Origin of the sequence: Bacillus sp. Brlt_9, from assembly GCF_051948935.1 — a bacterium.
In the GTDB taxonomy this organism is placed as follows: Bacteria; Bacillota; Bacilli; order Bacillales; family Bacillaceae_G; genus Bacillus_A.
This window is the reverse complement of the sequence record NZ_JAYJLO010000005.1, coordinates 176,079-198,575: the sequence shown is the minus strand read 5'-3', so window position 1 is coordinate 198,575 and position 22,497 is coordinate 176,079. Positions and strand designations below refer to the sequence as shown.

Here is a 22,497-nt window from a genome sequence, read left to right as displayed (position 1 = left end):
GCAGAAAATGAATAAAAAAATCGCAATCATTACAGGAGCTTCAAGTGGATTTGGACTATTAACTACACTCGAACTTGCAAAAAAAGATTATTTAGTTATCGCTACCATGAGGAACCTTGAAAAACAAGGAAACTTAATATCTCAAGCTACTCAACTCAACTTGCAGCAGAACATAACAGTTCAACAATTAGATGTAACCGATCAAAACTCTATACATAACTTTCAATTATATATAAAGGAAATAAACAGAGTAGACATACTTATTAATAACGCAGGATATGCGAATGGGGGCTTTGTAGAAGAAATTCCAGTAGAGGAATACCGTAAACAATTTGAAACGAACCTTTTTGGAGCTATATCAATTACACAGCTTGTTTTACCTTATATGAGAGAACAAAAAAGTGGAAAAATTATTAATATAAGCAGCATTAGTGGTCAAGTTGGATTCCCTGGTCTATCCCCTTACGTTTCTTCAAAATATGCATTAGAAGGCTGGAGTGAATCCCTTCGTTTAGAAGGAAAACCTTTCGGAATAGATGTCGCTTTAATTGAACCTGGTTCTTATAACACGAATATATGGGAAGTTGGTAAAAAACTAGCTACAAACCAATCTGATACTACTTCTCCTTACAAAGAATCTATGGATAAAATACAAAAACATATTAATAGAGGCAGTGATACATTTGATAATCCAATAGATGTTGCTAATAAAATCGTAGAGATTGCTGAATCTAAGCGTACGAATTTACGATATCCGATTGGAAAAGGTGTAAAATTTATGATCTTTGCGAAGAAGATCCTTCCTTGGAGATTGTGGGAATACCTTGTTTTGAGAAGCTTTAAGAAAATGTAATAGACTTTTGAAAGAGGTGCGAATTAAATGTTAGGTTTACCGTATGGAAAAATATTTTTAGTTCCGTGGACTGAAGAGTGGGAAATTGAGTTTATGAAAGAGAAGCAACTCATTGAGAAACAAATTGGCGAACATATTTTAGCGATACACCATATTGGTAGTACTTCTATTCCACATTTAAGTGCAAAGCCAATTATTGATATTGCAATCGAATTAGAAGATTATACGGACGGTTTAACATGTATTGAAAAGTTAGAACCGCTAAACTATAAATACAGAAAAGATGTACTACCTGAGCGATATTATTTTAATAAAGGCGAACCACGAACTCATCAAATTCATATGTATGAACAAGGAAATACATATTTAATAGAGCAATTACAATTCAGAGATTACTTAATAAACAACAAAGCTTCTCGTATACAGTATGAACAGTTAAAGATGCAACTTTCAAAAGCTAATCCTAATGATAAACATCAATATGCAGAGGATAAAACGAATTTCATTACATCCATATTAGCCAAAATACATGATGAATTTAAATAAGAAACCATTTAGTAGTAAATGGTTTCTTATTTATTAGTTAACTCTTTATTTGTACCATTAATAATCACCTTATTATGCAGCAGGTGGAACGAAATAAACTAGTATTGAGAGCATCAATATACATGTAACCATTCCCGTTATCGACAGTATATATTCTTTTGATTCTCTATCATACTTCCATTCCATCCATGCTCTTAAAGTCGATGATATCCCTAAATAAATGAACATGACATAAGCCATTTTAGAGTTTTCAAATTTAAACATATAATAACAACTACCTATTATATAAATAATAATAAGCCCTATTTCTAATTTTACATGTAAACTATTCACATGCTTATATCCAAAGAAGCCCCTTATCTCCATATTCAATTTTCTTCTTAAAAACTGTTCTAAGAAATATCCACCAATACCCAGTCCAATAATAATAATCAAAATTGTAGAGGTACTCATTGTTGTTCCCCTCCTATTACTTTATTTATTTTTAGAAATAAAGTGGACTATATTTCGGTTATTCTCTTCTAAATAACTTACAATACTTTTAGGATATGTGGGCTTCTCCATTAATTCATTTATACTTTTCCAAGTTAATTTAATATCTTCATATTCTTTATGTCTTATTTCATTTGTAATTATCTCTTCAACAGTTCCCCAATGTAGCAATGTACAGTGATGTCCTTTTCCGTTGTTCCACTCGAAAATATCCTCATTTACAACAGCTAACTCTTGAACGTCAATCTTCAAATCGTATTCTTCCATTAATTCTCGCTTTATTGCTTCTTTTGCTGTTTCACCAAATTCAATAGAACCACCTGGAAAACGATAAAATGTTTTACTTACATCACATTGTACAAGTACTTCAGAATGATCTTCATTTAAAATCATCACTTCCGCACGTAATTTAGGTATTTTCATTTTGTCACTCCGTTCATTCCACATATGATTAAATCCAATAACTATAAAAGAAGAGATTAAACATAATCCCTGTTATGATTAATAATGGAACTGTTCCTAAAGAAATGACATATTCCCTCGATTCTTTATCATATTTCCACTCCATATATGATTGAAAGCAGTATAAAGTTATCAAAAATAGTATGGGTAAATTACTAATATAAATAGGATTTATAGTGGCACATATCATCGTAACAATTATATAAGAAATGATAAGAGCCCTAATTCCCCATTTATGAGCGTTGTTTACATATTTACTATTCCAGTCAGTTTGTTTCGGTATATTTAATTTTTTTCTCACTACTTTTTCCAAAACAACTAAAAATATGATCCATAATATTAATAAAATTCCTTTCACAAAAAACAGTGATGTCTCCTCCTTTACCTTTTCTCCGGCTGATCACTCGGATACGTAGTATTTCTTTTATTTTCAACATCCCAACTAATAATTGTCGCACTATCTCGTCCGCATTGATGATGAACGTGCTCTAATACATGACGAACACTTTCTTCAAGGTCTATTATATTTCTGTTCATATCGTTATACAGATTTAATGGTGTTTCATAGTGTCGTTCCCCGCATTCTAATACTCCATCTGTAACCATTATAATTCGATTCTTTCCAGTACGTAATTCACGAATGCCTGTTGAATAGCAAGGGACTGGTAAATTAAATGTGTTTACATTTCCAATCCATTCGTAAAAATGACGTTGATTTAATGCATATTGTCCTAACTTATGTAACTCTTCATGAAATACATAAATAAGGCAATCACCAATAGATAACCACCATATGTAGTTTTCTTTTCTTACACATATTAAGCACGCTGTTTCACCTTTTACTCTTTTGCACTTTTCTTTAAATGAGGGGGATTGAAAGATTGTAAGTAGATGATTTTCAACAGATCGAAATACTGTATCAATCGATTCATTCATCATTACTTTTATATTTTCATATTCTTTTTGGATTGTATTTACTACTAAATCAACACTTTCCGCACTATTATGTCCATCTAAAATAGCTGTAAATTCCCAATCACCATTTGACCAAACTAACGCACCATCTTCGTTCTTTTTTGCTCCGGCGCTTATATTCCCACCGTATTTTCCAAGTACAATGTCACCATATTGTTTAACTGAAATTTCTCCTAAGCACATTTCTGTATTTCCAACCCATGAATATTGTCTATTATTTGTTATATGCATATTCACTCACCATATACTTTCGTATTCTTTCGCATAGTTTTTTGATTTTCTCTGCGTCACCATATGGCGCACCAGTCCATTTCGCTACTTCAGTCGGTGACCAAAACTCTTTGGGTGTATTTGGATAACGAGGTATGATGTGCATATGCATATGTGGTACACCATTCCCTGAAACAAAAGCATAAATATGTTCTGCTCCCTCACTTTCTTTTAACGCTTTACTTACCCTACTTGTTATAAGTCCGAACGTTTTCGCTTCTTCATCTGTTAATTCAGCAAGGCCAATTACATGTCTTTTTATATCTATCATTACATAACCAAGGTATGTTTCTTCACTATCCCAATGGACATGTCCCACGTAAACGAGTTCATCTTCGTAAATAGCTCCACCTGGAACTGTAATGTTTCCTCTATGTTTTTCACAAATAAAGCATTTTGGTTCTACTTGATTGTTTGTTGACATATCCTTCACCATCCTTTTTATTAATAATATCATAAAAAAAGGAAAAACAGGATTTATATTCCGAAAATTCATTCTTTTAACGAATCATTTTTAGAAATAAATTTACACCTCATTATTTCTTCAAAATTGCAACCCCAATTACAATTCCTATGACAATTCCGATTACTAAATTATTAGTAAAAAAACCTTGAAACACACCGATCACAACCCCTATACCGATACCTATTGCCAAGGCATCATTTCTTTTATTATTTTTAGCCAAAATTGCATCTCCTCCCATCTTGTCTCCTTAAATAACATACATTTACTTGAATGTATTACTATATTCACTATCTCACTTGAACATTTCCAAAAAATGTACTTTTACTTCACATATAATCTTTTCCATTTTCTGTACATACTCCTTTTATAATCAAAAAATTCAAGTAACCATTGAATATATATAGGCATTTACTATAAGAAAGACCAGTAATTTATTGAAGGAGGAAAGATTCAAATGCATCCTCATTGGAATCCAAATTTAAATCAACAATATGTGTATTCCCCCCATCCTGTAAGGAATACGTTGCATCAAGATTCACAATATATGATGCAGCGTATCGCAAGTCTTGAAAGTCAATTAGCGAAATTAATCTCATTAATCGAAGAAAATAATCATTTAATTAAATCGATGGAACAACATAACCAAGTTTGTGCCCCAGCTGGTGGTTCTGTCATTGTTCGTATGTAATCTTTTCAAACAAAAACACACTTTGTATAATAAAGTGTGTTTTTGGTTTATCTTCTTTTTTGATGAAAGCCTTGCGTAATACGGTCTAATATAATCGCAATGACAACAATAGCTAGACCTGCTTCAAATCCCATTCCGATATTTACTTGTGTTACAGATCGGTATACATCAACCCCAAGACCTGGTGCCCCTACAAGAGATGCTGTTACTACCATTGATAAAGAGAGCATAATACTTTGGTTCACACCAGCCATGATTGTTCCCGTTGCGAGTGGTAATTGTACTTTAAATAATTTTTGTGATGCGGTAGAGCCAAACGCATTCGCTGCTTCTATTAAATCTTCTGGAACTTGTCTAATTCCTAAATCAGTAAATCGGATTGTCGGCGGCATTGCAAAGATTACTGATGCTATAATCCCAGGTACTACACCTACTCCGAAAAATGTAATCGCAGGAATAAGATATACGAAAGCCGGCATTGTTTGCATAAAATCTAATGTCGGTTTTAAAAATTTTGAGAAGCGCTCATTTTGAGATGCTAAAATACCAATTGGAATCCCGACAATGATTGAAATAATAACAGATGTAAGTACGAGCGCTAATGTTTGCATCGTTTGTGCCCAGTAGTTAATATTCAAAATAAATAATAATCCGATGAGTGTAAACATAACTAAAGATACTTTTCTCGTTGTGTACCAAATGAGGAAACAAAGGATAATAATCATCAATATAGCTGGTATTATTATTAAAAAATTAGTGAGTAAATCAACGAATCCGCCAATAATATAAGAGAATCCTCGGAATAAGCCTTCAAAGTGCTCATATAAACTTGCAACAAATGAGTCGACCCATTCGCCTAATGGAATACGCGGTATATTATTCATCGTCTTTCACCTCTTCCTCAATGTTACCTGCAAGAGCTTGAATGACACTTTCACGTTTAATAATTCCTCTTAGCCTTTTCTTCTCATCAATTACTGGCAACGGATATTTCATCTCCGCCATTTTCGCATACGTTTCTTCCAGTAAAGTATCTAAATACACGTGCGGGATATCGTTAAGCAATAAATCAGCAATTGGCCATTGCTTTTGTACTGCTTTACTCGCATCATCTGCCGTTAATATTCCTAAAAACTCATACTTTTTGTTAACAACATATACAGTAGAAACACCTGCATTCCTCATAATTTGAAGTGCTACACGTGGTCCACGGTCAATTAATAAAGTTTCAGGTCGTTTTAATATAGATTCCGCCGTTATTACTTTTCCTAAATTTACATCCGCCACGAATTTCTCTACAAATTCATTCGCAGGACTCATCATAATTTCTTCTGGCGTTCCAATTTGGACAACTTCTCCATCTTTCATTAACGCGATTCGATCACCAATTCGAAGGGCTTCATCTAAATCATGCGTAATAAAAATAATTGTTTTTTCCATTTTATCTTGTAATTCTAACAGTTCATCTTGCATTTCTTTTCGAATCAGTGGATCTAATGCACTAAATGACTCATCCATAAGTAAAACATCCGGATCATTCGTAAGCGCTCTTGCAATGCCAACACGTTGCTGCATACCACCACTAAGTTGACTTGGATAATTATCTTTATGATGGTCTAATCCAACTAACTTCAAGGACTCTAACGCTTTTCTCTCTCGTTCCTCTACTGGAACTCCTTGTATTTCTAATCCATATGCAACGTTTTGCAAAACGGTACGATGAGGGAAGAGAGCGAATTTCTGAAACACCATGCTCATCTTCGTTCTTCTCACTCTTCGCAACTCTTCTTTTCCCATCGTTGCGATATCTTCACCATCTATGTATATATGCCCTGCTGTTGGTCTAATCAGTTGGTTTAACATGCGAACTAACGTCGATTTCCCGCTACCAGACAACCCCATAATAACGAAAATTTCTCCCGTATATACTTCGAACGTTGCCTTTTTTACGCCAACGTTCATTCCTGTCTCTTTCAAAATTTCCGATTTGCTTTTTCCTTCTTTTAATAAGGTAAGCGCTTTTTGCGGGTGTTTCCCAAATACTTTTGTTACGTTTTCAACACGCACCTTTGTATTATCCATGTCACTACTCCTTTTCTACCCATCTATTCACATAGTGTTGCGATTTTGCAAAGAAATATTACATAAAAATAACATTTATAAGATTTCTTTAAAATTCTCGTTTCCGTTCATAATAAGAATGCTTACTTATACATTTATTTAAAAAGGCAAACGTTTCTTAGGAGGTTTTCAATGAGAAAGAAAATATGGCTTATATGCCTTGCATTATTTATTACTATGATTTTCTCTTCATGTAATGCAACAAATGCAAATTCGAAAGGAAAAATTAAACTAGGTGTAACAAGTTGGAAAGAAAACATTGCAACAGCAAACATGTGGAAAGTTCTATTAGAAGAAAAAGGCTATAAAGTTGAACTCATGTACTTAGAAAAAGCGGCAATTTGGACTGGTGTCGCTCGCGGTGATGTTGATGCTAATTTAGAAGTGTGGCTACCCGTTACAGATAAACCGTTAAACGATCGTTATAAGGATGATATTGTCTTAAAATCAAAATGGTATGAAGGTACTGGTCTTGGCCTCGTCGTCCCTTCTTATATGAAAAACATTAACAGTATTGAGGATTTAAACGCGCATAAAGATGAGCTAGATAACAAAATTGTCGGAATCGAACCCGGAAGTAGTCTTATGAATTTAACGAACAAAACAATGAAGGAATATGATATTAAACTAAAACTTGTCCAATCTTCTGAGGCTGCAATGATGAGTGAATTAAAGAAAGCATATACGAAAAAGAAACCAATCGCTGTTACGCTTTGGAATCCGCACTGGGGCTTTTCAGAATTTGACTTAAAATATTTAAAAGACCCTAAGAAAGTATATGGTGAAAAAGATGACATTTATTACTCTGTTCGTAAAGGTTTCGAAAAAGATCATCCGGATATCATAAAATACTTTGACAAATGGAAAATGAACGATGAACAGCTTGGTACATTAATGGTCGAATTAAATAAAACGAAAGATCCTGAAGACGCGGCGCGAAAATGGATTAAAAAGAATCAAGCGCTAGTTGATGAATGGGTAAATGATTAATAAAACAGGCTAGTGGATTAACATATCCGCTAGCCTGTTTTCATCTTATTTTTTCGTAACAACATCATCTACTATCCCATATGCCTTCGCTTCTTCTGCAGTCATAAAATAATCTCTTTCTGTATCGTGTGCTACTCTTTCAATTGGTTGCCCCGTTTTTTCTGCAATCATTTTATTAATATCATGCTTTAACTTCAATATCCTTTTTGCTGTAATTTCAATTTCTGTTGCCTGACCTTGCGCACCACCAAGCGGTTGATGAATCATAATTTCACTGTTAGGGAGTGCAAACCGTTTTCCTTTTGCACCTGATAATAATAACAATGCACCAAATGACGCCGCAAACCCCATACAAAGTGTTTGCACATCCGGTTTAATTAAATTCATCGTATCTAATATCGCAAAACCTGCTGTCGTTGAACCACCAGGACTATTAATATACAGGAATATGTCTTTCTCCGCATCTTCGGCTTCTAAAAATAATAATTGAGCCACTACACTACTCGCTACTTGATCGTTAATTTCTGAACCGATCATTATAATACGGTCTTTTAATAACCTTGAATATATATCATAGGAACGTTCTCCTAATTTTGTTTGTTCTACGACGTATGGAATTGTATTCATTTTTAATCCCTCCAATAATTGTTATGCCGCGCAAAGCGTACAACTGTAGGCAGAAGGTTTTTTCACACCAAATAATAAGACTGGCTGTTTAGATGGTAACTTAGTAAAATCTATTGTTGGAAGAAGTTTTGTTAACAATTCCGGCTTTTCCTCACGAATAGACGTTACAACAATGTCAATATCATCTGTGAATTCGACTATCTCAATCCCTTCTTCACTTACAGTTTTCAGCCTATTTCTACTCCGAAATAAAGAAGCTTTTACTGCCCCTTCCGATATGGAACATACTTTAGCAATTTCAGCGATACTATATTGAAAAACATCCTTTAATAATAAAATTACGGATTGTTGTACATTTAATGAAGATAATACTTTCCCTACCATTTCATGCAAATCTGCAATGTTCTCTTGTGGTTCTTCAAAAGTAATTTGTTCTTTTATTTTTTCATGAACCGATTTCAACTTCATTTGGTCTAACCAACGATTTCTAGCTATTTTATATAACAGCGTCATACAAATATCTTTATTTTTATATTTTTGAAGAACTTTACAAACTGTTTCTTGGGCGAGATCTTCTCCGTCCCATTTGTTTTTCGTTAAAAATGTACAGTACCTTTTCAATTCTCCGTATTGCTCAATTAAAAAATTTATATTTGAATGATTCATATCGATATGATTTTTAAAAATATGAGTTACTTTTGTGCACAAAATAACCACTCCTTTTCAGCGCTTACTTAATTAACGATTCAACAAATAAAAAAGTTACGGGGCATATAAAAAAATTATGTTTATGTTTAATAATTCGCGGTCATAAATATGTTATGTACAATTTTACGTGAGGAGGAACAAATTTGCCAAAATTAACAATTGAAGGTGCGGGAACTTTTGATGTAAAAGAAGGCACAAAGTTAGTATTAGCGATTGAAGATAACGGTGTACACATTCTCCATCGCTGCGGCGGGAAAGCACGCTGCACAACTTGTAGAGTAGAAATTATAGCAGGTGAGTTTTGTGAAGCGAATTCTAATGAAAAAAATGCGATTACGGAAAAAGGAATTGAAGATCACTTACGTTTATCATGCCAAATGCACGTACATAAAGATATAGTCGTTCGCCCTATACTTACAGTAGAAAATTCAGGTCTTGATGCAGGCCCGCGTCCAGCAGAATAATATGCTAAATTTAAAACAGCTCGCTGGTGAATATGCTGCTAATTTTGTAAAAGATGGGATGATAGTTGGACTAGGCACAGGTTCTACTGTATATTGGACGATCCAAAAATTAGGTGAGCGTGTAAAAGAAGGATTATCATTTCAAGCTGTACCAACGTCAAAAGAAACAGAAACTTTAGCTAAACAACTGTCCATTCCATTAATCTCCTTAAATGAAATGGATATACTTGATCTCACAATCGATGGTGCTGATGAAATTGATTCAAATTTACAGCTTATAAAAGGCGGTGGTGGCGCATTACTTCGTGAAAAAATCGTTGCCACTTCCTCTAAAGAACTAATTATCATTGCTGATGAATCGAAACTCGTAACGCATTTAGGTATTTTTCCATTACCTGTTGAAATTACACCTTTTTCATGGAAACAAACTGAAAGGAAAATTCAATCTTTAGGTTGTCATACAACGTTACGTTTAAAAAATAATGAAACGTTTATTACCGATAACAATAACGTAATTATTGATTGTGTATTCCCTCATAACATAACGAATCCTGCCAATTTACACACGCAATTAAAAATGATTACAGGTGTAGTTGAAACAGGATTGTTTATTAATATGACTAATAAGGCGATTATTGGAACAAAAAATGGGATAAAGGAATTATAATGAAGGCTGACTCTTACAGTCAGCTTTTTATAATTTCTCTTTATTGCGTATCATTATGATATACTATGAAAACAAAAGCATATCACACTAGAAAGGGCTGAACAATTTGCACTCCAAACTCATAATAGAACTTACTGATTTAGAAACTGCCTTTCATATTCGAAAAGAAGTATTTGTAAAAGAACAAAATGTCCCTCTTGAAGATGAATTTGATACATTCGATGAAATCGGTGAGGCATGTAAACATATTTTAGTTTATTATAATGAACTTCCTGTAGGTACAGGTCGTATACGATTTGTTGACGGCGCAGGAAAATTAGAGCGCATCTGTATTTTAAAAGACTATCGTAAATACGGATTAGGAAAAGTAATAATCAAGGCGTTAGAAGAAGTTGCTCGTGACAAAGAAGCTACAAAAGTAAAACTACACGGTCAAACACAAGCTGAAGGATTTTATAAAAAACTAGGTTATCAAACTTCTTCAGATGTATTTATGGAAGATGGTATTCCGCACGTTCTTATGACGAGAGTATTATCATAATAAAAAGGGTAGTATATGAATTCATATACTACCCTTTTTCATTAATAGAAAAGTGAATTCTCAAGATTTCCTTTTGCATCAAAGCCCATCATCTCTTAGTTCATACCTAGGTAAAGCTTACACTGTTTTCCATAATGATAAGGCATAGATCCAGTTTGTATCCCCATTTCCTTTATAACTCTGGACTGCTTCATATACTTTTCCCTCGTGTAGAACTCTATCTCCCTTCTCATATACTTTCTTTGCATCCCACTCTTCATATAAAGCGCTTTCAGTTTTTGTAGTAATTGTGAATATATCACTCTGTACAGATTCATTTCCAGCTACATCAACAGCTTTCACTACATATTTATAAGTAGTATTAGGAAGTAAATTTTTATCCATATAAGAAGTCGTATTAGATGTTGCAATCTTTTTCATTGATCCTTCTGTTTCTCTATAAATATCATAATGGTCTACACCAATATTATCGTCAGATGGACTCCACATTAAATCTACACTAGATGCTGTCGTTCCCATACTATGTAATCCTTTTGGTTGTGTTGGTGCTTCTGTATCAGGAGCCTCAACTGTTGTTTTTACTGTAAGTGCTGCACTTTCTTTCGAAACATTTCCAGCTGCGTCAATTGCTTTTATAGTATAAGAGTATTCTGTACTTGGTTGCAATTTTTTATCAATAAAATGAGTTCCTGGTACTGTATCAATCATCACTCCGTTACGGAAGATTTGATACCCTTTTACCCCTACATTATCCGTAGAAACGTTCCATGCTAGTTCTATACTATTCGCTGTTACTTTTTGTGCCTGAATTCCATTTGGACTACTTGGAGCTTCTATATCTGGTTTCACATCATTGATAAGATTAACATCGATTACATTATAGAATGCATTTGCTGTATCAGCTACATCCCATACTGCTAAAATCACATGGTATCCACTTCTATCAGTAGGTACATTAACTTTGTGAGTTAAATGATTTAAAGCTGCAGAACCATCATGTTGTACAGTTCCAATTGGTTCAAAATCCGCTCTTGTAAGAGCTTTATTTGGGTTCCATCCTTTTTTGGTAATATAGTAATGCCATTTACTCGTTAAGTGAGGCGCTGTATATTTCCAAGTAAAACTATTTTCTCCGCCTGTGATTGTATTTTTAAACCAACGATTTTCAGTTTGTTGATCTAAAATACCGCCAAATTTTCCGCCTGCAGAAGCGATTTGTCCATCAATTGGGCCACCTTGCGGGAATCCTTTTGGTGCTTCTAAGCTTTGCGGTTCATACATAACACTTCCGCAGTTTACATTTAGTGCACCATAAGTTGGACTACATAAAGCAGATCGACTGCCAGGCTTTTCAACAAAACCGTGCGCGTATGCATTTTGAGGAATAAGTGTCGTGCCAATAATTCCGGCTGTTAATGCTACAGCTCCTAGACTTTTTTTGTTCATTTTCATGTTTTGTAGTTGTTTTAATAATCGATTATTCATGTTCCTGTCCCCTTCTTGTTATACTTTGTAGTGTAATGTGGGCTTCGATGTAAAAGAATAACAAGAGACAAACTTGTAACGATGTATATGTTCGTTATGTATACACCGCAGTGAAAATATATTTCATGACATGTGAAATAATTCACTTGATGAATATATCATGACATAGAAATCATCAAAGTATGTGCAGAAGTTGTGCAGAAATGATGAAAGCATTAGTAACACGTAAAACTATGGTCCGAATTTATAAAACAGAATATTTAACATTTCAAAACAACGAATTCTCCGCTTCATATAAAAGAAGAGTGTCTATATCATTTCATATAGACACTCTTCTCATGTATAATTTTCTATTTACTTCTCTAAAAATAGTCTTACTTCATTTGGAGATTTTAAAATAATAACATCTTTATCCTGACTCGATTGATTTAACCTTTTTAAAATTGAAGGTCGTTTCGTTTTAGGATATTCCCATATCCATTTGAAAAATTGCAAGTCAAACCTTTCTTCACATCCAGCACCCATATCCGGTCTTGTTTTATTCCGATATTGTACAATCCTTTTAAAAGCACGATAAACACATATTGTTCTATGAATATCAAGAAAGATAATTGTATCAGCTGCGTTAATTCTTATGTCCATTGTCCCGCCATAATTCCCATCAATAATCCACTCATCTTCTTTAACTAATTCATTTTGAACCTTTCTTTGCTCTTCTTTCGGTACACCTTCCCAATTCGGTTTCCAAAATAACGCATCCAGATGATGCACTTTAATATTTAATTTATTACCTAACTGTTTTGCTAATGTAGATTTTCCTGAACCACCAGAACCTATTAATATTATTTTTTTCATAAATACCCCTTTTTAAATCTTTTATTTTTTTCGTAACATAAACTCACAAAACATTCCAGTCCCAACACCAATTGTATAAACCACTATATCACTCCACAAAAATCCGTAACCTAATACGAGTCCACCTAAAGTCGTTGCACGAATGCTATCTATCCATTCAGCATGATACAATTGGCTCACTTCAATCCCGTAACAAAATAACAAACTAATAAAAGCGACTCTCTTCGTTTCTATTTTAGGAAATAAAAATCCGAACCCTGTAAAAATCATGAGTGCCCATAAAGCATCACCTAAGTACTCATTTAGTAAATGAGGTAAAGCAAATGCTAATTTTCTAGAACAAAGACCTAAAATAATTATAACTATAGAAAATAGCGCATATAATAATCTATTTCGTTGCGTTTTCATTACAAGATCTCCTAATATGTATTTTGAAATTGCAAATAGGTAATTAAATACAATTCTTTTACTACCTATTTTTTAATGGCTTTTATAATAAGAAAATGCGGACTTGTATTTAGGTAATGATATGATTTTTCGTGTACTTCTCTCATCTTTTCAACCGGCCTCGGTTCCACCATTTTTTCTATCACAAAACAATTTATTGTTTCATTAATTACGTCTTGGAGTGACCTTCTAAAAAAGCTAACTTCTATTGTAATATTTGGTTTAACCCAAATATCTACTAATAATTGTTTTTTGAAATAATTTTCACTAGTAAACTTTGTAAAATCCATAAAAGGATGATGAATGGAGTATATAAATTCGCCACCTGGCTTCAATACGCGATGAAACTCCTGAAATACTTGATTCCAATTTTCTAAGTAATGAAGCGTTAACGAACTTACAATAACATCAAAAGTATTATCTTCAAATGGTAATACTTCTTGCAAGTCATGACAAAGAAATGTTGCTTTTTTGCCCATACTTTCCTTTGCATATTTCACCATTTCAGAACTTACGTCAATCGCAGTAACATTTGCTCCTCTTTCTACAAATTGAGAAGTATACCACCCAGCTGCACATCCAGCATCTAATATACTCTTCCCTTCTAAATTCTCTGGAATCATCTCCATCATCGCTGGCCTTTCGTAATAGCTGTTAAATGGATTGGCCACATCTAGGTTTTCTTTATACGTACTCGCTAATTTATCATATGTAACTTTGACCCTGTCTTTCAAATCATACACCCCTTATACATACTAATCTAATAACTCTTGCTGCTTTTTCTTTGAAAATGATTGTAGAACTAAATCATATGACCAATCAATCATCTTATTAATTTGCTCCTGCTCTACATCTTTATGTATATACACTGTATTCCAATGTTTTTTATTCATATGATACCCCGGAATGATTGTATCTGAATACTCTTCTCTTAATCTAAGTGCAAGTTCTGGATCACATTTTAATGTAATCGCAGCTTTTTCTCCATCTTCATGGTTTACTATCGCAAATATTTTATTATTAATCCTCATACACGTTGCATTCCAACCATCAGGAGAATCTTCAGTCGCTTTTCTTTTTGATAAACAATATGTTCTAGTTGCATTCATTTTAATTCGCACCTCTTATTCTTTCACGATTTGATTACGATGCATTACAATTTGCTTTGTTGCTTGAAATTGCTGTTCGCCGTAAAACTTTATTAATTTCTCTCCGCAAAATAGACTAACTATATGAACATGAGATATTTCTTGAAGTAATATTGTAAGCATCTTCCCTCCAATACCTTTATTTCTTACATTCTCATGTACGACAACATCTTCTATGTACGCTCGAAAAACACCGTCAGAAACAACTCTAGCAAATCCGATTAATGCATTTTCTTCCCATACCCCAATCGCTACACTATTCTTTAACATTTTTTGAATATCGATTTCTTTTCTTTCTGACCACCAACCGACAGAGTCAAAAAGCTTTTTTATTTGTTCTACGCAGATTGGTTGTTCATGTTGCAATTTATACGTGTACATTTTCTTTCCCCCATCAAATTGCTCATTATATTTATTTTGTCCTATTTTTCTTTCTCCAATATAAAACTATAGAATCCCGCCTGTTATTAAAACCTTCATAAAATTAATTTATAATATCAATATTACATTTGCAATCGTTACTCTCTCCCTTTAACATCCTTTAAATTAAATATAAAGAATTAAAGGGGATTAGTGAATATAATACCAAAAACAGTTCTCATATACTATTTAACTATTAAAACTTGAATTTCTTTCAAGAACTGGTAAAGTTAATTAGGTGAAAAATAAATAAAGTGAGGCGATTTTTTGAAAAAGTTTAGTTTATTACTAACAGCATTTGTCATAATCTTAACGTTATTCATCCCTAATTTTACAAGTGCTAAAACTTTTCCTGATGTCCAATCTAATCATTGGGCAATTAAAGAAATTAATTATTTATCGGATAAAGGTATTATTAATGGTACGCCAGAAGGATATTTTAAGCCAAGTGATAATGTAACGCGTGGGCAAATGGCCTTAATGCTAGATTTATCCTTAAAATTAGAAAAGCCATCTAATTATAATCATATTTTTTCTGATGTAACTAAAGGTATCTATTATTACGATTCTGTACATAAGTTAGCACACAACAACATTGTACAACGTGAAACAAACTACTTCCCGGATCGCTCATTATCACGTGCAGAAATGGCAGTAGTTCTTGTTAAAACTTTTGATTTGAAACCTACAGGTGCCGACGTGAATTTCCCTGATGTTCCATCTAATCACTGGGGTTACAATTATGTCAAAATTTTAGCTCAAAATAATATCACTGCTGGATTTCCTGATGGTACATTTGGTCCAGATATAAAAGTAACTCGTGAGCAATTCGCTGCATTCTTAGCTCGTGTTTTAGAACCAAATTTCCGTCCAGCTCTTCCTAAGCCTAAAGGAAACTTAGAGGTTCATTATATTGATGTCGGACAAGGTGATGCTACTTTTATTAAATCCCCAAGTGGAGAAACCATCCTTATTGACGCTGGTAACAACGGAAAAGGTAAAGTAGTAGCAACTTATCTAAAAGGATTAGGATACCAATCTATTGATTATATGATCGCTACTCATCCTGATGCTGATCATGTAGGTGGATTAGATGAAGTACTTTATGCTATGAATGTAAAAAACGTATATGCACCTAAAGTAAGTCATACAACTCAAACGTTTAAAGACTTTCTAACTGCAGTAGCTAACAAAGGATTAACAATTAAAGAAGCAAAATATGGAGTAACTTTACCAATCAACGGTTTAAACTCACAATTTTTAGCTCCCGTGAAAGAATACGGTAACGATCTAAATGAATGGAGTGCTGTATTAAAAGTAACACATGGAAGCAAATCTTTCTTATTTACTGGAGATGCTGAATCTAAAAGTGAGAAAGATATGGTTGCAACACATGGTTCTAGCCTAAAATCTGATGTATTAAAACCTGGTCACCATGGAAGTAAGACATCTTCTTCTCAGCCATTTTTAGATGCAGTGAAACCAAGTATTGCTGTGATCAGTGCTGGTGCAGGTAACCGCTATGGTCATCCTACACAGGAAACTTTATCAAAGTTAAATGCTATGTCTATTAATGTATATAGAACTGATTTAAATGGAACTGTAATTATTAATAGTGATGGTTCAGACATTTCTGTAAGAACGGAGAGATAATTATGAAAAGAGGTATTATTGACCGTTTTGAAGGCGAACTAGCAGTTATTGAAATAAATGACGTAACAATTGATGTTCCTAAATCGAAACTCCCCTCTTCTGCAAAAGAAGGTGATGTTCTTATAATCGAGGATGATACGTATACAATTGATAAGAACGAAACAGATAAAAGAAGACGTGAAATCCAAGATTTAATGAATAAGCTATTTGAATAGAAAAAAGAGCCCTCCTGTTGGATGGCTCTTTTTTTGCACACTTAAGCTAGTTATTGTTTATTATTTAACTTCATACCACCAACCTTTCCGATCAAGCCAAGCTTTCATAGCGTTTAATTGTGTATCACTAGTTGGATCGGAAATAAAATATGTTAAGCCATCTGATTGTAAAATGAAGGTAGCAGTCATTTTTAAAGAAGTTAATGCTCCCATAACATCTGGAGTTTCATAAGGTGAAAAGGCTCCCGTTTGAATGATATTTTGTTTAGAAACTTGTGCTTGTATATTTTCTTGTTTTGGTACCGATTCAGTAAACCAAGAAAGGGGTTTATTTCCAATTAATTGGTTTAAATCACATTTACCGATCCCTGGTACATTACCCGTCTCAGTGTATTGCCAAATATCACAAGGATATGCTGGTCTATTACCACCATATCTAGGAATCCATACAAAATCACTTTTTACGTTTGCCATACCGAAAGGTCCATACATATGATGGCCTACATATAATCCAACTTTTTTAGCACCTAGTCGGCGTAATTCATCGATAAATGCTTGGGTACCAGATTTCATATCATCCATTGTTTTCACTTCTACATCAGCAACCCAAACTGTAGCTCTCTTATCACCGCGATTCCAGAAATCTTGTGCTTCCTTCTTCGCATCAGCAATTGAAATAAAGCGGCAAAATGCATAGTTACCGAAAGGAATATTTCTAGTTTTCATTGCTTGGGCGTAATCTTTATATAAAGGGTCTACATAATTTGAACCATCCTGTACTCTAGCGATTACGAAATCTAGTTGTGGAGCTGCTACATCCCAGTTAATGTTACCGTTCCATTTCGAAATATCTACAATATAACCCATTGCATAACACCTCCTTTATCATTATTATATTCAGAGCTCGTCTTCTTGCTCTTCCCCTTCTAAAAATTCAACGGTTATTGTTAGTTCATATAGTAAATACGACAATTGTCTTCTACAAAGACAGTAACTCATTTCCAGAAAAAAAGAAAATGAATGTTATACGAATCGTACTTTTCATTCCCACCATTGCATCAAAATGATTAGTTACTATAAATTAAAAAAGCAACACCTTGTTGGTGATGCCTTTAAAATCCACTTATCTTGTAGAACAGGAATACGACTACTATAACCTCTTCTCTAAAAAGTGTTGACTATGTCCTTTAGGATGATCTTCAACAATACCGTATTCTCGGTAGCCGTGCTTTTTATAAAAGTCTGGTGCTTGAAAACTAAATGAATCTAATAATATTAATCTACAACCTTTTTCCTTCGCAATGTCTTCGATTTTATGTAACAGTTGACTACCATAACCATCATGACGAACTGTTTCATCAACCCATAAAAAATCTATATGAAGATGGTAAAAATACATCGTTCCTGTTACCCCGCCAAAGATTTTCCCATTCTCATCTTTCACTACAAAACTTACTTGTTCCATCGGCTGTTTTACTTCATCTGTTAAAATAGACATGTTATATTGAATTACTTTATTTTTTATGTATTCTCCTTCAGCTCGAGTACCATTTTCTATTTGTTTCATATAATTCTTCCTTTCAACTTAGTAAGCTATCTTTTTTTCTTTTTTAATATACTAATAAATACGAAACCACCATAAGTAACAAAGCATGAAAAGCCAATTATACCTGGTACAGAAACATAGCCTATTCTTATATAACTTATAACTGCAAAACAAGCGATAGACATAATAATAGATGGCCAAAATATAAGAGCTGTTTTCCTTCGACTCTCTTTCAATATACTTACTTTCTCTTCAGAAACACGTGTGCCAAAAAGCAATACAATACAAATAATTATTGCTGCAAAGTAAATTGTATGTAGTGACAAATTATGATCGTAAATCGCAATTCCAACTTCCAAAGCAATAATTGTTAAAATCAATATAATGATTGTTGAAGTTTTTAAGTTTCGTTTCAATTTTCGTACCTCTTTTTATATTGTTTTATCATCTTCTCAAAATTCGATATAGAATATTAAAAACCTTTTTGTTACATGATATTGATGCGTACAATAAAAAAGATAGCATGAAATTCCTCCATGCTACCTTTATAAAATAAATATTACCATAACACAAACATCTACTCTTCCATAGGCTTTTTAGGACCATTAAGCTCCAATTGATAAAAAGCTAAATCTAACCACCTATTAAACTTATAACCAGCCTTTTTGATTGTCCCTGCATGAACAAATCCATAGTTTTCATGTAAGGCAATACTTTTCTCATTATGCGCATCAATTCCAGCAATTAAAGTCATATATTCCCTTTCTTTTGCCATAGTAATCAATGCTTTCATTAATGAAGTTCCTATCCCACTCTTTCTATATTCCTTATGAACGTACACAGAATGCTCAATTGAATATTTATAAGCAGGCCAAGCTCTAAACGGACCAAATGTCGCAAATCCTACTATTTTATTATCTAGTTCATATACTAAAATTGGATAACCTTCAGCCTTTTTTTGTTCATACCAGTCTATTCTATTTTCAAGGGTTACAGGTTTATACGTATATACGGCTGTTGTATACAATATAGCATCATTATAAATATCTAAAATGTATATTACATCTTGTTTCCTTGCTTCCCTTATCATCACTTTCTTCCTTTCCTCTAATTTCACTCCTACATACGAATACGAGCTTTTCGGAAACCATCAAATATATTTAACGCAGCAGACAAAATGTAAATGATAATACCTCCACCAATTAACCACTTTTTAACTTCCTCTGGAGAAGTAGTAAACACATTTGCCATATACGTAATAAATCCTTCATTAAATAAATGCGGATTTACTACAATTACAATGAATACTATTGTTCCAACTATTTGAAGAATAGCATTCCCAATTGCCAGCTTTTTCGTCCATTGTCCTTGTACTAACTTATAAAGAGATATACCTATTTCAAACACAATCATAATTACAACGATTGGCCAATACTGAAGTAACACATCTTGATTAAAAGTTGGCGCGACAAACTTCAATCCGCTTTCTGTACCATGATATACACCTACAAGATGGTTCGCATAAAAATAAAGTGTTGCCCATATTGCCGTCCACATTAACCCGCCAAATACTTCGAACTTTGAGATCGACTTTTTCTTTGGAACATACGAAGTATTTTTCAAATCATCAGGCGTCCATTTTTTTAAACTTGTCGTCAACGGTTGAGTACCTTTGTCTTTATCTGTTCTTTCTAAAATTGCAAATACAAGTGTCAACCAGAAAAATACATGGAGGCTTACTTCGATAATTTCCCCAATTCCTTTACCTATCACATTTAAAATAACATTTAATATCGCTTGCTCACCATCATACCCTACAAAATTTTCTGCAACCATTGCAATGAGTGCGATAACAGCTGCGATCGGTATGATCATTTTTAATAATGTCGTATATACATCAAAATAACGTGGTCCAATTAAATGCATCGGCCTATCCAAGTACCCATTTGCCAATGAAACTGGACTCCCCAATTTTTCAAGAACTCTTTTTTCATCATCTTCATTATAATCATCAGGTAACATATCCTCGATTGTTGACCGTAGTTCAAGAATAATATCTTCACGATTTTTTTCAGGTAATCTCTTCGCTACTTCCTCAACATAAATATCAATCAAATTCATTCTTGTCCTCCTCCTTTAATAATTTATAAAGTTCTTTCGAATCCTTTATCCATTCCTTTTTCAACTGCAAAAATATCTCTAATCCGTATTCACTTAATACATAATACTTACGCGGTCTACTCTCTGTTTTGTCCCAACTGCTCGTCACTAGCTCCTGCTTTTCTAATCGACGTAGTAGTGGATATAACGTACTTTGATCGATTGTAATCCCCGATTTCTCCAATAATTGGACAAGTGAATACCCATACTGTGGTGTTCTTAACTGGCTTAAAACCGCTAATGTTAATGTACCTCTTCTTAGTTCAGTAATTAACGAATTTAATAAAGCATCCATTCACTCACCTCGTTTTCATTACTATATGTCATACAGTATGCGTTTTATACTATGTATCATACAGTATTATTGTGATAAAAACAATAATTAATTACCAAAAAATAGATAATAAAAAAAGCACAAACTATATAATTTCTGCTTTTTAGCTAACTACTTCAGGCGTGTGCTGGCATATGTTGCTGTAATTCTTCAGAAATCGATGAAACCTTATCAAAAACGTTACACTTCCTATATATCTCTACAAAAAATAGTGTTTTTTTCATTTTACACATACATTTTTTAACTTGATGCGATGGAGCGATACCCATTTATTAAAAATTTTATTCTCGATACCGCCAGTTGAAATTGTTATAATTATAATGTTTTAAATATTATAATTACAGGGTGAGGAAAATGAAAATTGCAATAGTCTGTTTCGATAACTTTACTGATATAGATGTTTTTCTACCGTGGGATTTATTAAATCGTGTACGTTTAGTTGGCGGTATTTCTGATTGGAATGTCCAACTATTAGGAACGAAAAAAACTCATATATCCATGTCTGGCTTACGTATTCCCATGACAGGAAGTATATCTGACATCCCTTATGCTGACGCTGTAATATTTGCAAGTGGTAAGGGTGTACAAGATTTATATAAAAATCAAGAGTATATAAATAGCATTCATGTAGATCCTCAAAAACAATTAATAGGAGCTATGTGTTCTGGGTCACTACTACTAGGAGCTAAAAAATTGTTAACCGGAAAAAAAGCAACTACATATCCATCCGTAGTAGAACAGCTTAAAAAATTTGATGTAGTTGTTATTGAACAAAGTTTCGTAAACGAAGGAAATATCTCAACTGCTGCGGGTTGTTTTGCTGCTAAAGAACTCTCAGCTTGGATCATAAGAACCCTAATTAATGAGGAAATGGTTGATACTGTGCTAGAAACTGTTCAGCCAGTAGGCAAAGGTTTATATTTTTAATTTCAAATCAGGTAATAGGATTAGTTGCTCCCCAAAACGAAAAAATGAGCTTTTTTTGTTTTGGGGAGCATAAAATTTCGTTCTGGGGTATTTTAAAAAATTTTATTTCGATGGCAATGAGGCAACATCAACAATTGCCTCAATATGAATTACACCATATACATGCGGATATTCTTGACCGTTAGAAGCAAGTTCATATTTTATTTCTGCTTTTATTAAGGATGGATCAATTGTCAGTAATAAAACATCTTCTTCATGACTAAAATGTTTTTCAGCGACTTTTAAAGCTTGTTCAAAAAACGAACAATGAATAAATCCCTCTTCTTTTAATGAGGCTTCATTAATTTCTCCATTTACCTTTGCGATTTCCCAATTTCTTTTCGTTATTACCTTTGTAATCATATTTATTCTCTCCCCATACCATTATATAGAAAAAC

General features: G+C 33.4%; 33 protein-coding genes. 10 read left to right on the top strand and 23 right to left on the bottom strand.

What is annotated here, in order from left to right; translation table 11 throughout:
* Window positions 1-7 precede the first annotated feature (7 nt).
* Entirely contained in the window at window positions 8-853 is an 846-nt protein-coding gene (locus tag VF726_RS21005; RefSeq protein WP_440171787.1) for an oxidoreductase, read from the top strand.
* Window positions 854-880: 27 nt separating this feature from the next.
* On the top strand, window positions 881-1,399 hold the full coding sequence (locus VF726_RS21000) for a GrpB family protein (protein WP_440171785.1): 519 nt from the start codon (window positions 881-883) through the stop codon (window positions 1,397-1,399).
* 72 nt (window positions 1,400-1,471) lie between these two features.
* Here VF726_RS21000 and VF726_RS20995 read toward each other — a convergent pair whose 3' ends face one another.
* The 6 genes from VF726_RS20995 to VF726_RS20970 all read right to left on the bottom strand — a co-directional run bounded on the left by VF726_RS20995 (window position 1,472) and on the right by VF726_RS20970 (window position 4,302).
* Window positions 1,472-1,852, bottom strand: coding sequence for a DUF4181 domain-containing protein (locus VF726_RS20995; RefSeq protein ID WP_429603485.1), 381 nt, complete (start codon window positions 1,850-1,852; stop codon window positions 1,472-1,474).
* Between the two features lie 21 nt (window positions 1,853-1,873).
* Complete coding sequence (locus VF726_RS20990; RefSeq protein WP_440171783.1) at window positions 1,874-2,314, bottom strand: NUDIX domain-containing protein; 441 nt, start codon at window positions 2,312-2,314, stop codon at window positions 1,874-1,876.
* Between the two features lie 28 nt (window positions 2,315-2,342).
* Window positions 2,343-2,666: a DUF4181 domain-containing protein gene (locus VF726_RS20985; RefSeq protein WP_440172063.1), complete on the bottom strand. Its 324-nt coding sequence runs from the start codon at window positions 2,664-2,666 to the stop codon at window positions 2,343-2,345.
* 68 nt (window positions 2,667-2,734) lie between these two features.
* Complete coding sequence (locus tag VF726_RS20980) at window positions 2,735-3,559, bottom strand: PP2C family serine/threonine-protein phosphatase (RefSeq protein WP_440171781.1); 825 nt, start codon at window positions 3,557-3,559, stop codon at window positions 2,735-2,737.
* Window positions 3,543-4,094, bottom strand: coding sequence for an HIT family protein (locus VF726_RS20975; RefSeq protein WP_440171779.1), 552 nt, complete (start codon window positions 4,092-4,094; stop codon window positions 3,543-3,545). The genes VF726_RS20980 and VF726_RS20975 overlap by 17 nt, the downstream gene beginning before the upstream one ends.
* A 40-nt stretch (window positions 4,095-4,134) precedes the next feature.
* Entirely contained in the window at window positions 4,135-4,302 is a 168-nt protein-coding gene (locus tag VF726_RS20970; RefSeq protein WP_440171777.1) for a septum formation initiator, read from the bottom strand.
* 216 nt (window positions 4,303-4,518) lie between these two features.
* On the opposite strand from VF726_RS20970, the gene VF726_RS20965 reads away from it, so the two are divergent.
* Complete coding sequence (locus VF726_RS20965) at window positions 4,519-4,752, top strand: hypothetical protein (RefSeq protein WP_440171775.1); 234 nt, start codon at window positions 4,519-4,521, stop codon at window positions 4,750-4,752.
* A gap of 47 nt (window positions 4,753-4,799) precedes the next feature.
* Here VF726_RS20965 and VF726_RS20960 read toward each other — a convergent pair whose 3' ends face one another.
* A complete protein-coding gene (locus VF726_RS20960) occupies window positions 4,800-5,636 on the bottom strand; it encodes an ABC transporter permease (RefSeq protein ID WP_440171773.1) in 837 nt (278 codons plus the stop codon).
* The gene (locus tag VF726_RS20955; protein WP_097844795.1) at window positions 5,629-6,834 is read right to left on the bottom strand and encodes a quaternary amine ABC transporter ATP-binding protein; all 1,206 of its coding nucleotides are present in this window, start codon (window positions 6,832-6,834) and stop codon (window positions 5,629-5,631) included. The genes VF726_RS20960 and VF726_RS20955 overlap by 8 nt, the downstream gene beginning before the upstream one ends.
* Before the next feature lie 171 nt (window positions 6,835-7,005).
* Here VF726_RS20955 and VF726_RS20950 point away from each other — a divergent pair, with 171 nt between their 5' ends.
* The gene (locus VF726_RS20950; protein WP_440171771.1) at window positions 7,006-7,863 is read left to right on the top strand and encodes a glycine betaine ABC transporter substrate-binding protein; all 858 of its coding nucleotides are present in this window, start codon (window positions 7,006-7,008) and stop codon (window positions 7,861-7,863) included.
* Window positions 7,864-7,908: 45 nt separating this feature from the next.
* Here VF726_RS20950 and clpP read toward each other — a convergent pair whose 3' ends face one another.
* Window positions 7,909-8,490 carry an ATP-dependent Clp endopeptidase proteolytic subunit ClpP gene (gene clpP, locus VF726_RS20945; protein ID WP_440171769.1) on the bottom strand — a complete coding sequence of 194 codons (582 nt, stop codon included), beginning with the start codon at window positions 8,488-8,490 and terminating at the stop codon, window positions 7,909-7,911.
* A gap of 21 nt (window positions 8,491-8,511) precedes the next feature.
* Window positions 8,512-9,198: an RNA polymerase subunit sigma-70 gene (locus tag VF726_RS20940; protein ID WP_440171767.1), complete on the bottom strand. Its 687-nt coding sequence runs from the start codon at window positions 9,196-9,198 to the stop codon at window positions 8,512-8,514.
* Window positions 9,199-9,341: 143 nt separating this feature from the next.
* On the opposite strand from VF726_RS20940, the gene VF726_RS20935 reads away from it, so the two are divergent.
* The 3 genes from VF726_RS20935 to VF726_RS20925 all read left to right on the top strand — a co-directional run bounded on the left by VF726_RS20935 (window position 9,342) and on the right by VF726_RS20925 (window position 10,870).
* Window positions 9,342-9,662 carry a 2Fe-2S iron-sulfur cluster-binding protein gene (locus VF726_RS20935; RefSeq protein ID WP_063263086.1) on the top strand — a complete coding sequence of 107 codons (321 nt, stop codon included), beginning with the start codon at window positions 9,342-9,344 and terminating at the stop codon, window positions 9,660-9,662.
* Between the two features lies 1 nt (window position 9,663).
* Complete coding sequence (gene rpiA / locus VF726_RS20930; RefSeq protein WP_440171765.1) at window positions 9,664-10,329, top strand: ribose 5-phosphate isomerase A; 666 nt, start codon at window positions 9,664-9,666, stop codon at window positions 10,327-10,329.
* Window positions 10,330-10,435: 106 nt separating this feature from the next.
* On the top strand, window positions 10,436-10,870 hold the full coding sequence (locus VF726_RS20925; protein WP_440171763.1) for a GNAT family N-acetyltransferase: 435 nt from the start codon (window positions 10,436-10,438) through the stop codon (window positions 10,868-10,870).
* A gap of 117 nt (window positions 10,871-10,987) precedes the next feature.
* On the opposite strand, the gene VF726_RS20920 is transcribed toward VF726_RS20925, so the two are convergent.
* The 6 genes from VF726_RS20920 to VF726_RS20895 form a co-directional block, all read right to left on the bottom strand.
* Window positions 10,988-12,355 carry a lytic polysaccharide monooxygenase gene (locus tag VF726_RS20920; protein WP_440171761.1) on the bottom strand — a complete coding sequence of 456 codons (1,368 nt, stop codon included), beginning with the start codon at window positions 12,353-12,355 and terminating at the stop codon, window positions 10,988-10,990.
* Window positions 12,356-12,709: 354 nt separating this feature from the next.
* On the bottom strand, window positions 12,710-13,210 hold the full coding sequence (locus VF726_RS20915; protein WP_440171759.1) for a DNA topology modulation protein: 501 nt from the start codon (window positions 13,208-13,210) through the stop codon (window positions 12,710-12,712).
* A gap of 21 nt (window positions 13,211-13,231) precedes the next feature.
* Window positions 13,232-13,618 (bottom strand): DUF2809 domain-containing protein, encoded by a 387-nt coding sequence (locus VF726_RS20910; RefSeq protein WP_440171757.1) that lies wholly within the window; start codon window positions 13,616-13,618, stop codon window positions 13,232-13,234.
* A gap of 65 nt (window positions 13,619-13,683) precedes the next feature.
* A complete protein-coding gene (locus VF726_RS20905; protein ID WP_440171755.1) occupies window positions 13,684-14,391 on the bottom strand; it encodes a class I SAM-dependent methyltransferase in 708 nt (235 codons plus the stop codon).
* Window positions 14,392-14,412: 21 nt separating this feature from the next.
* A complete protein-coding gene (locus VF726_RS20900; protein ID WP_440171753.1) occupies window positions 14,413-14,766 on the bottom strand; it encodes an MmcQ/YjbR family DNA-binding protein in 354 nt (117 codons plus the stop codon).
* 15 nt (window positions 14,767-14,781) lie between these two features.
* Complete coding sequence (locus VF726_RS20895; RefSeq protein WP_440171751.1) at window positions 14,782-15,186, bottom strand: GNAT family N-acetyltransferase; 405 nt, start codon at window positions 15,184-15,186, stop codon at window positions 14,782-14,784.
* 306 nt (window positions 15,187-15,492) lie between these two features.
* On the opposite strand from VF726_RS20895, the gene VF726_RS20890 reads away from it, so the two are divergent.
* Both VF726_RS20890 and VF726_RS20885 read left to right on the top strand, forming a co-directional pair.
* A complete protein-coding gene (locus VF726_RS20890; RefSeq protein ID WP_440171749.1) occupies window positions 15,493-16,878 on the top strand; it encodes an S-layer homology domain-containing protein in 1,386 nt (461 codons plus the stop codon).
* A gap of 2 nt (window positions 16,879-16,880) precedes the next feature.
* Window positions 16,881-17,093 (top strand): DUF3006 domain-containing protein, encoded by a 213-nt coding sequence (locus VF726_RS20885; protein WP_440171747.1) that lies wholly within the window; start codon window positions 16,881-16,883, stop codon window positions 17,091-17,093.
* Between the two features lie 60 nt (window positions 17,094-17,153).
* Here the strand turns inward: VF726_RS20885 and VF726_RS20880 are convergent, their stop codons facing one another.
* The 6 genes from VF726_RS20880 to VF726_RS20855 form a co-directional block, all read right to left on the bottom strand.
* Entirely contained in the window at window positions 17,154-17,960 is an 807-nt protein-coding gene (locus VF726_RS20880) for an N-acetylmuramoyl-L-alanine amidase C-terminal domain-containing protein (protein WP_440171745.1), read from the bottom strand.
* Window positions 17,961-18,243: 283 nt separating this feature from the next.
* Window positions 18,244-18,660: a GNAT family N-acetyltransferase gene (locus VF726_RS20875; protein WP_440171743.1), complete on the bottom strand. Its 417-nt coding sequence runs from the start codon at window positions 18,658-18,660 to the stop codon at window positions 18,244-18,246.
* A gap of 26 nt (window positions 18,661-18,686) precedes the next feature.
* Window positions 18,687-19,055 (bottom strand): hypothetical protein, encoded by a 369-nt coding sequence (locus tag VF726_RS20870; RefSeq protein WP_440171741.1) that lies wholly within the window; start codon window positions 19,053-19,055, stop codon window positions 18,687-18,689.
* Window positions 19,056-19,216: 161 nt separating this feature from the next.
* Entirely contained in the window at window positions 19,217-19,729 is a 513-nt protein-coding gene (locus VF726_RS20865; RefSeq protein WP_440171739.1) for an N-acetyltransferase family protein, read from the bottom strand.
* A 29-nt stretch (window positions 19,730-19,758) separates the two neighbouring features.
* Window positions 19,759-20,760 carry an HAAS signaling domain-containing protein gene (locus VF726_RS20860; protein WP_440171737.1) on the bottom strand — a complete coding sequence of 334 codons (1,002 nt, stop codon included), beginning with the start codon at window positions 20,758-20,760 and terminating at the stop codon, window positions 19,759-19,761.
* Window positions 20,747-21,094: a PadR family transcriptional regulator gene (locus tag VF726_RS20855; protein ID WP_071723438.1), complete on the bottom strand. Its 348-nt coding sequence runs from the start codon at window positions 21,092-21,094 to the stop codon at window positions 20,747-20,749. Before VF726_RS20855 ends, VF726_RS20860 begins: the two co-directional genes overlap by 14 nt.
* Before the next feature lie 393 nt (window positions 21,095-21,487).
* Here VF726_RS20855 and VF726_RS20850 point away from each other — a divergent pair, with 393 nt between their 5' ends.
* Window positions 21,488-22,060, top strand: a complete 573-nt coding sequence (locus VF726_RS20850) for a DJ-1/PfpI family protein (RefSeq protein WP_440171734.1) — start codon at window positions 21,488-21,490, stop codon at window positions 22,058-22,060.
* 102 nt (window positions 22,061-22,162) lie between these two features.
* On the opposite strand, the gene VF726_RS20845 is transcribed toward VF726_RS20850, so the two are convergent.
* On the bottom strand, window positions 22,163-22,462 hold the full coding sequence (locus VF726_RS20845; protein ID WP_440171732.1) for a DUF952 domain-containing protein: 300 nt from the start codon (window positions 22,460-22,462) through the stop codon (window positions 22,163-22,165).
* Between the last annotated feature and the right edge of the window lie 35 nt (window positions 22,463-22,497).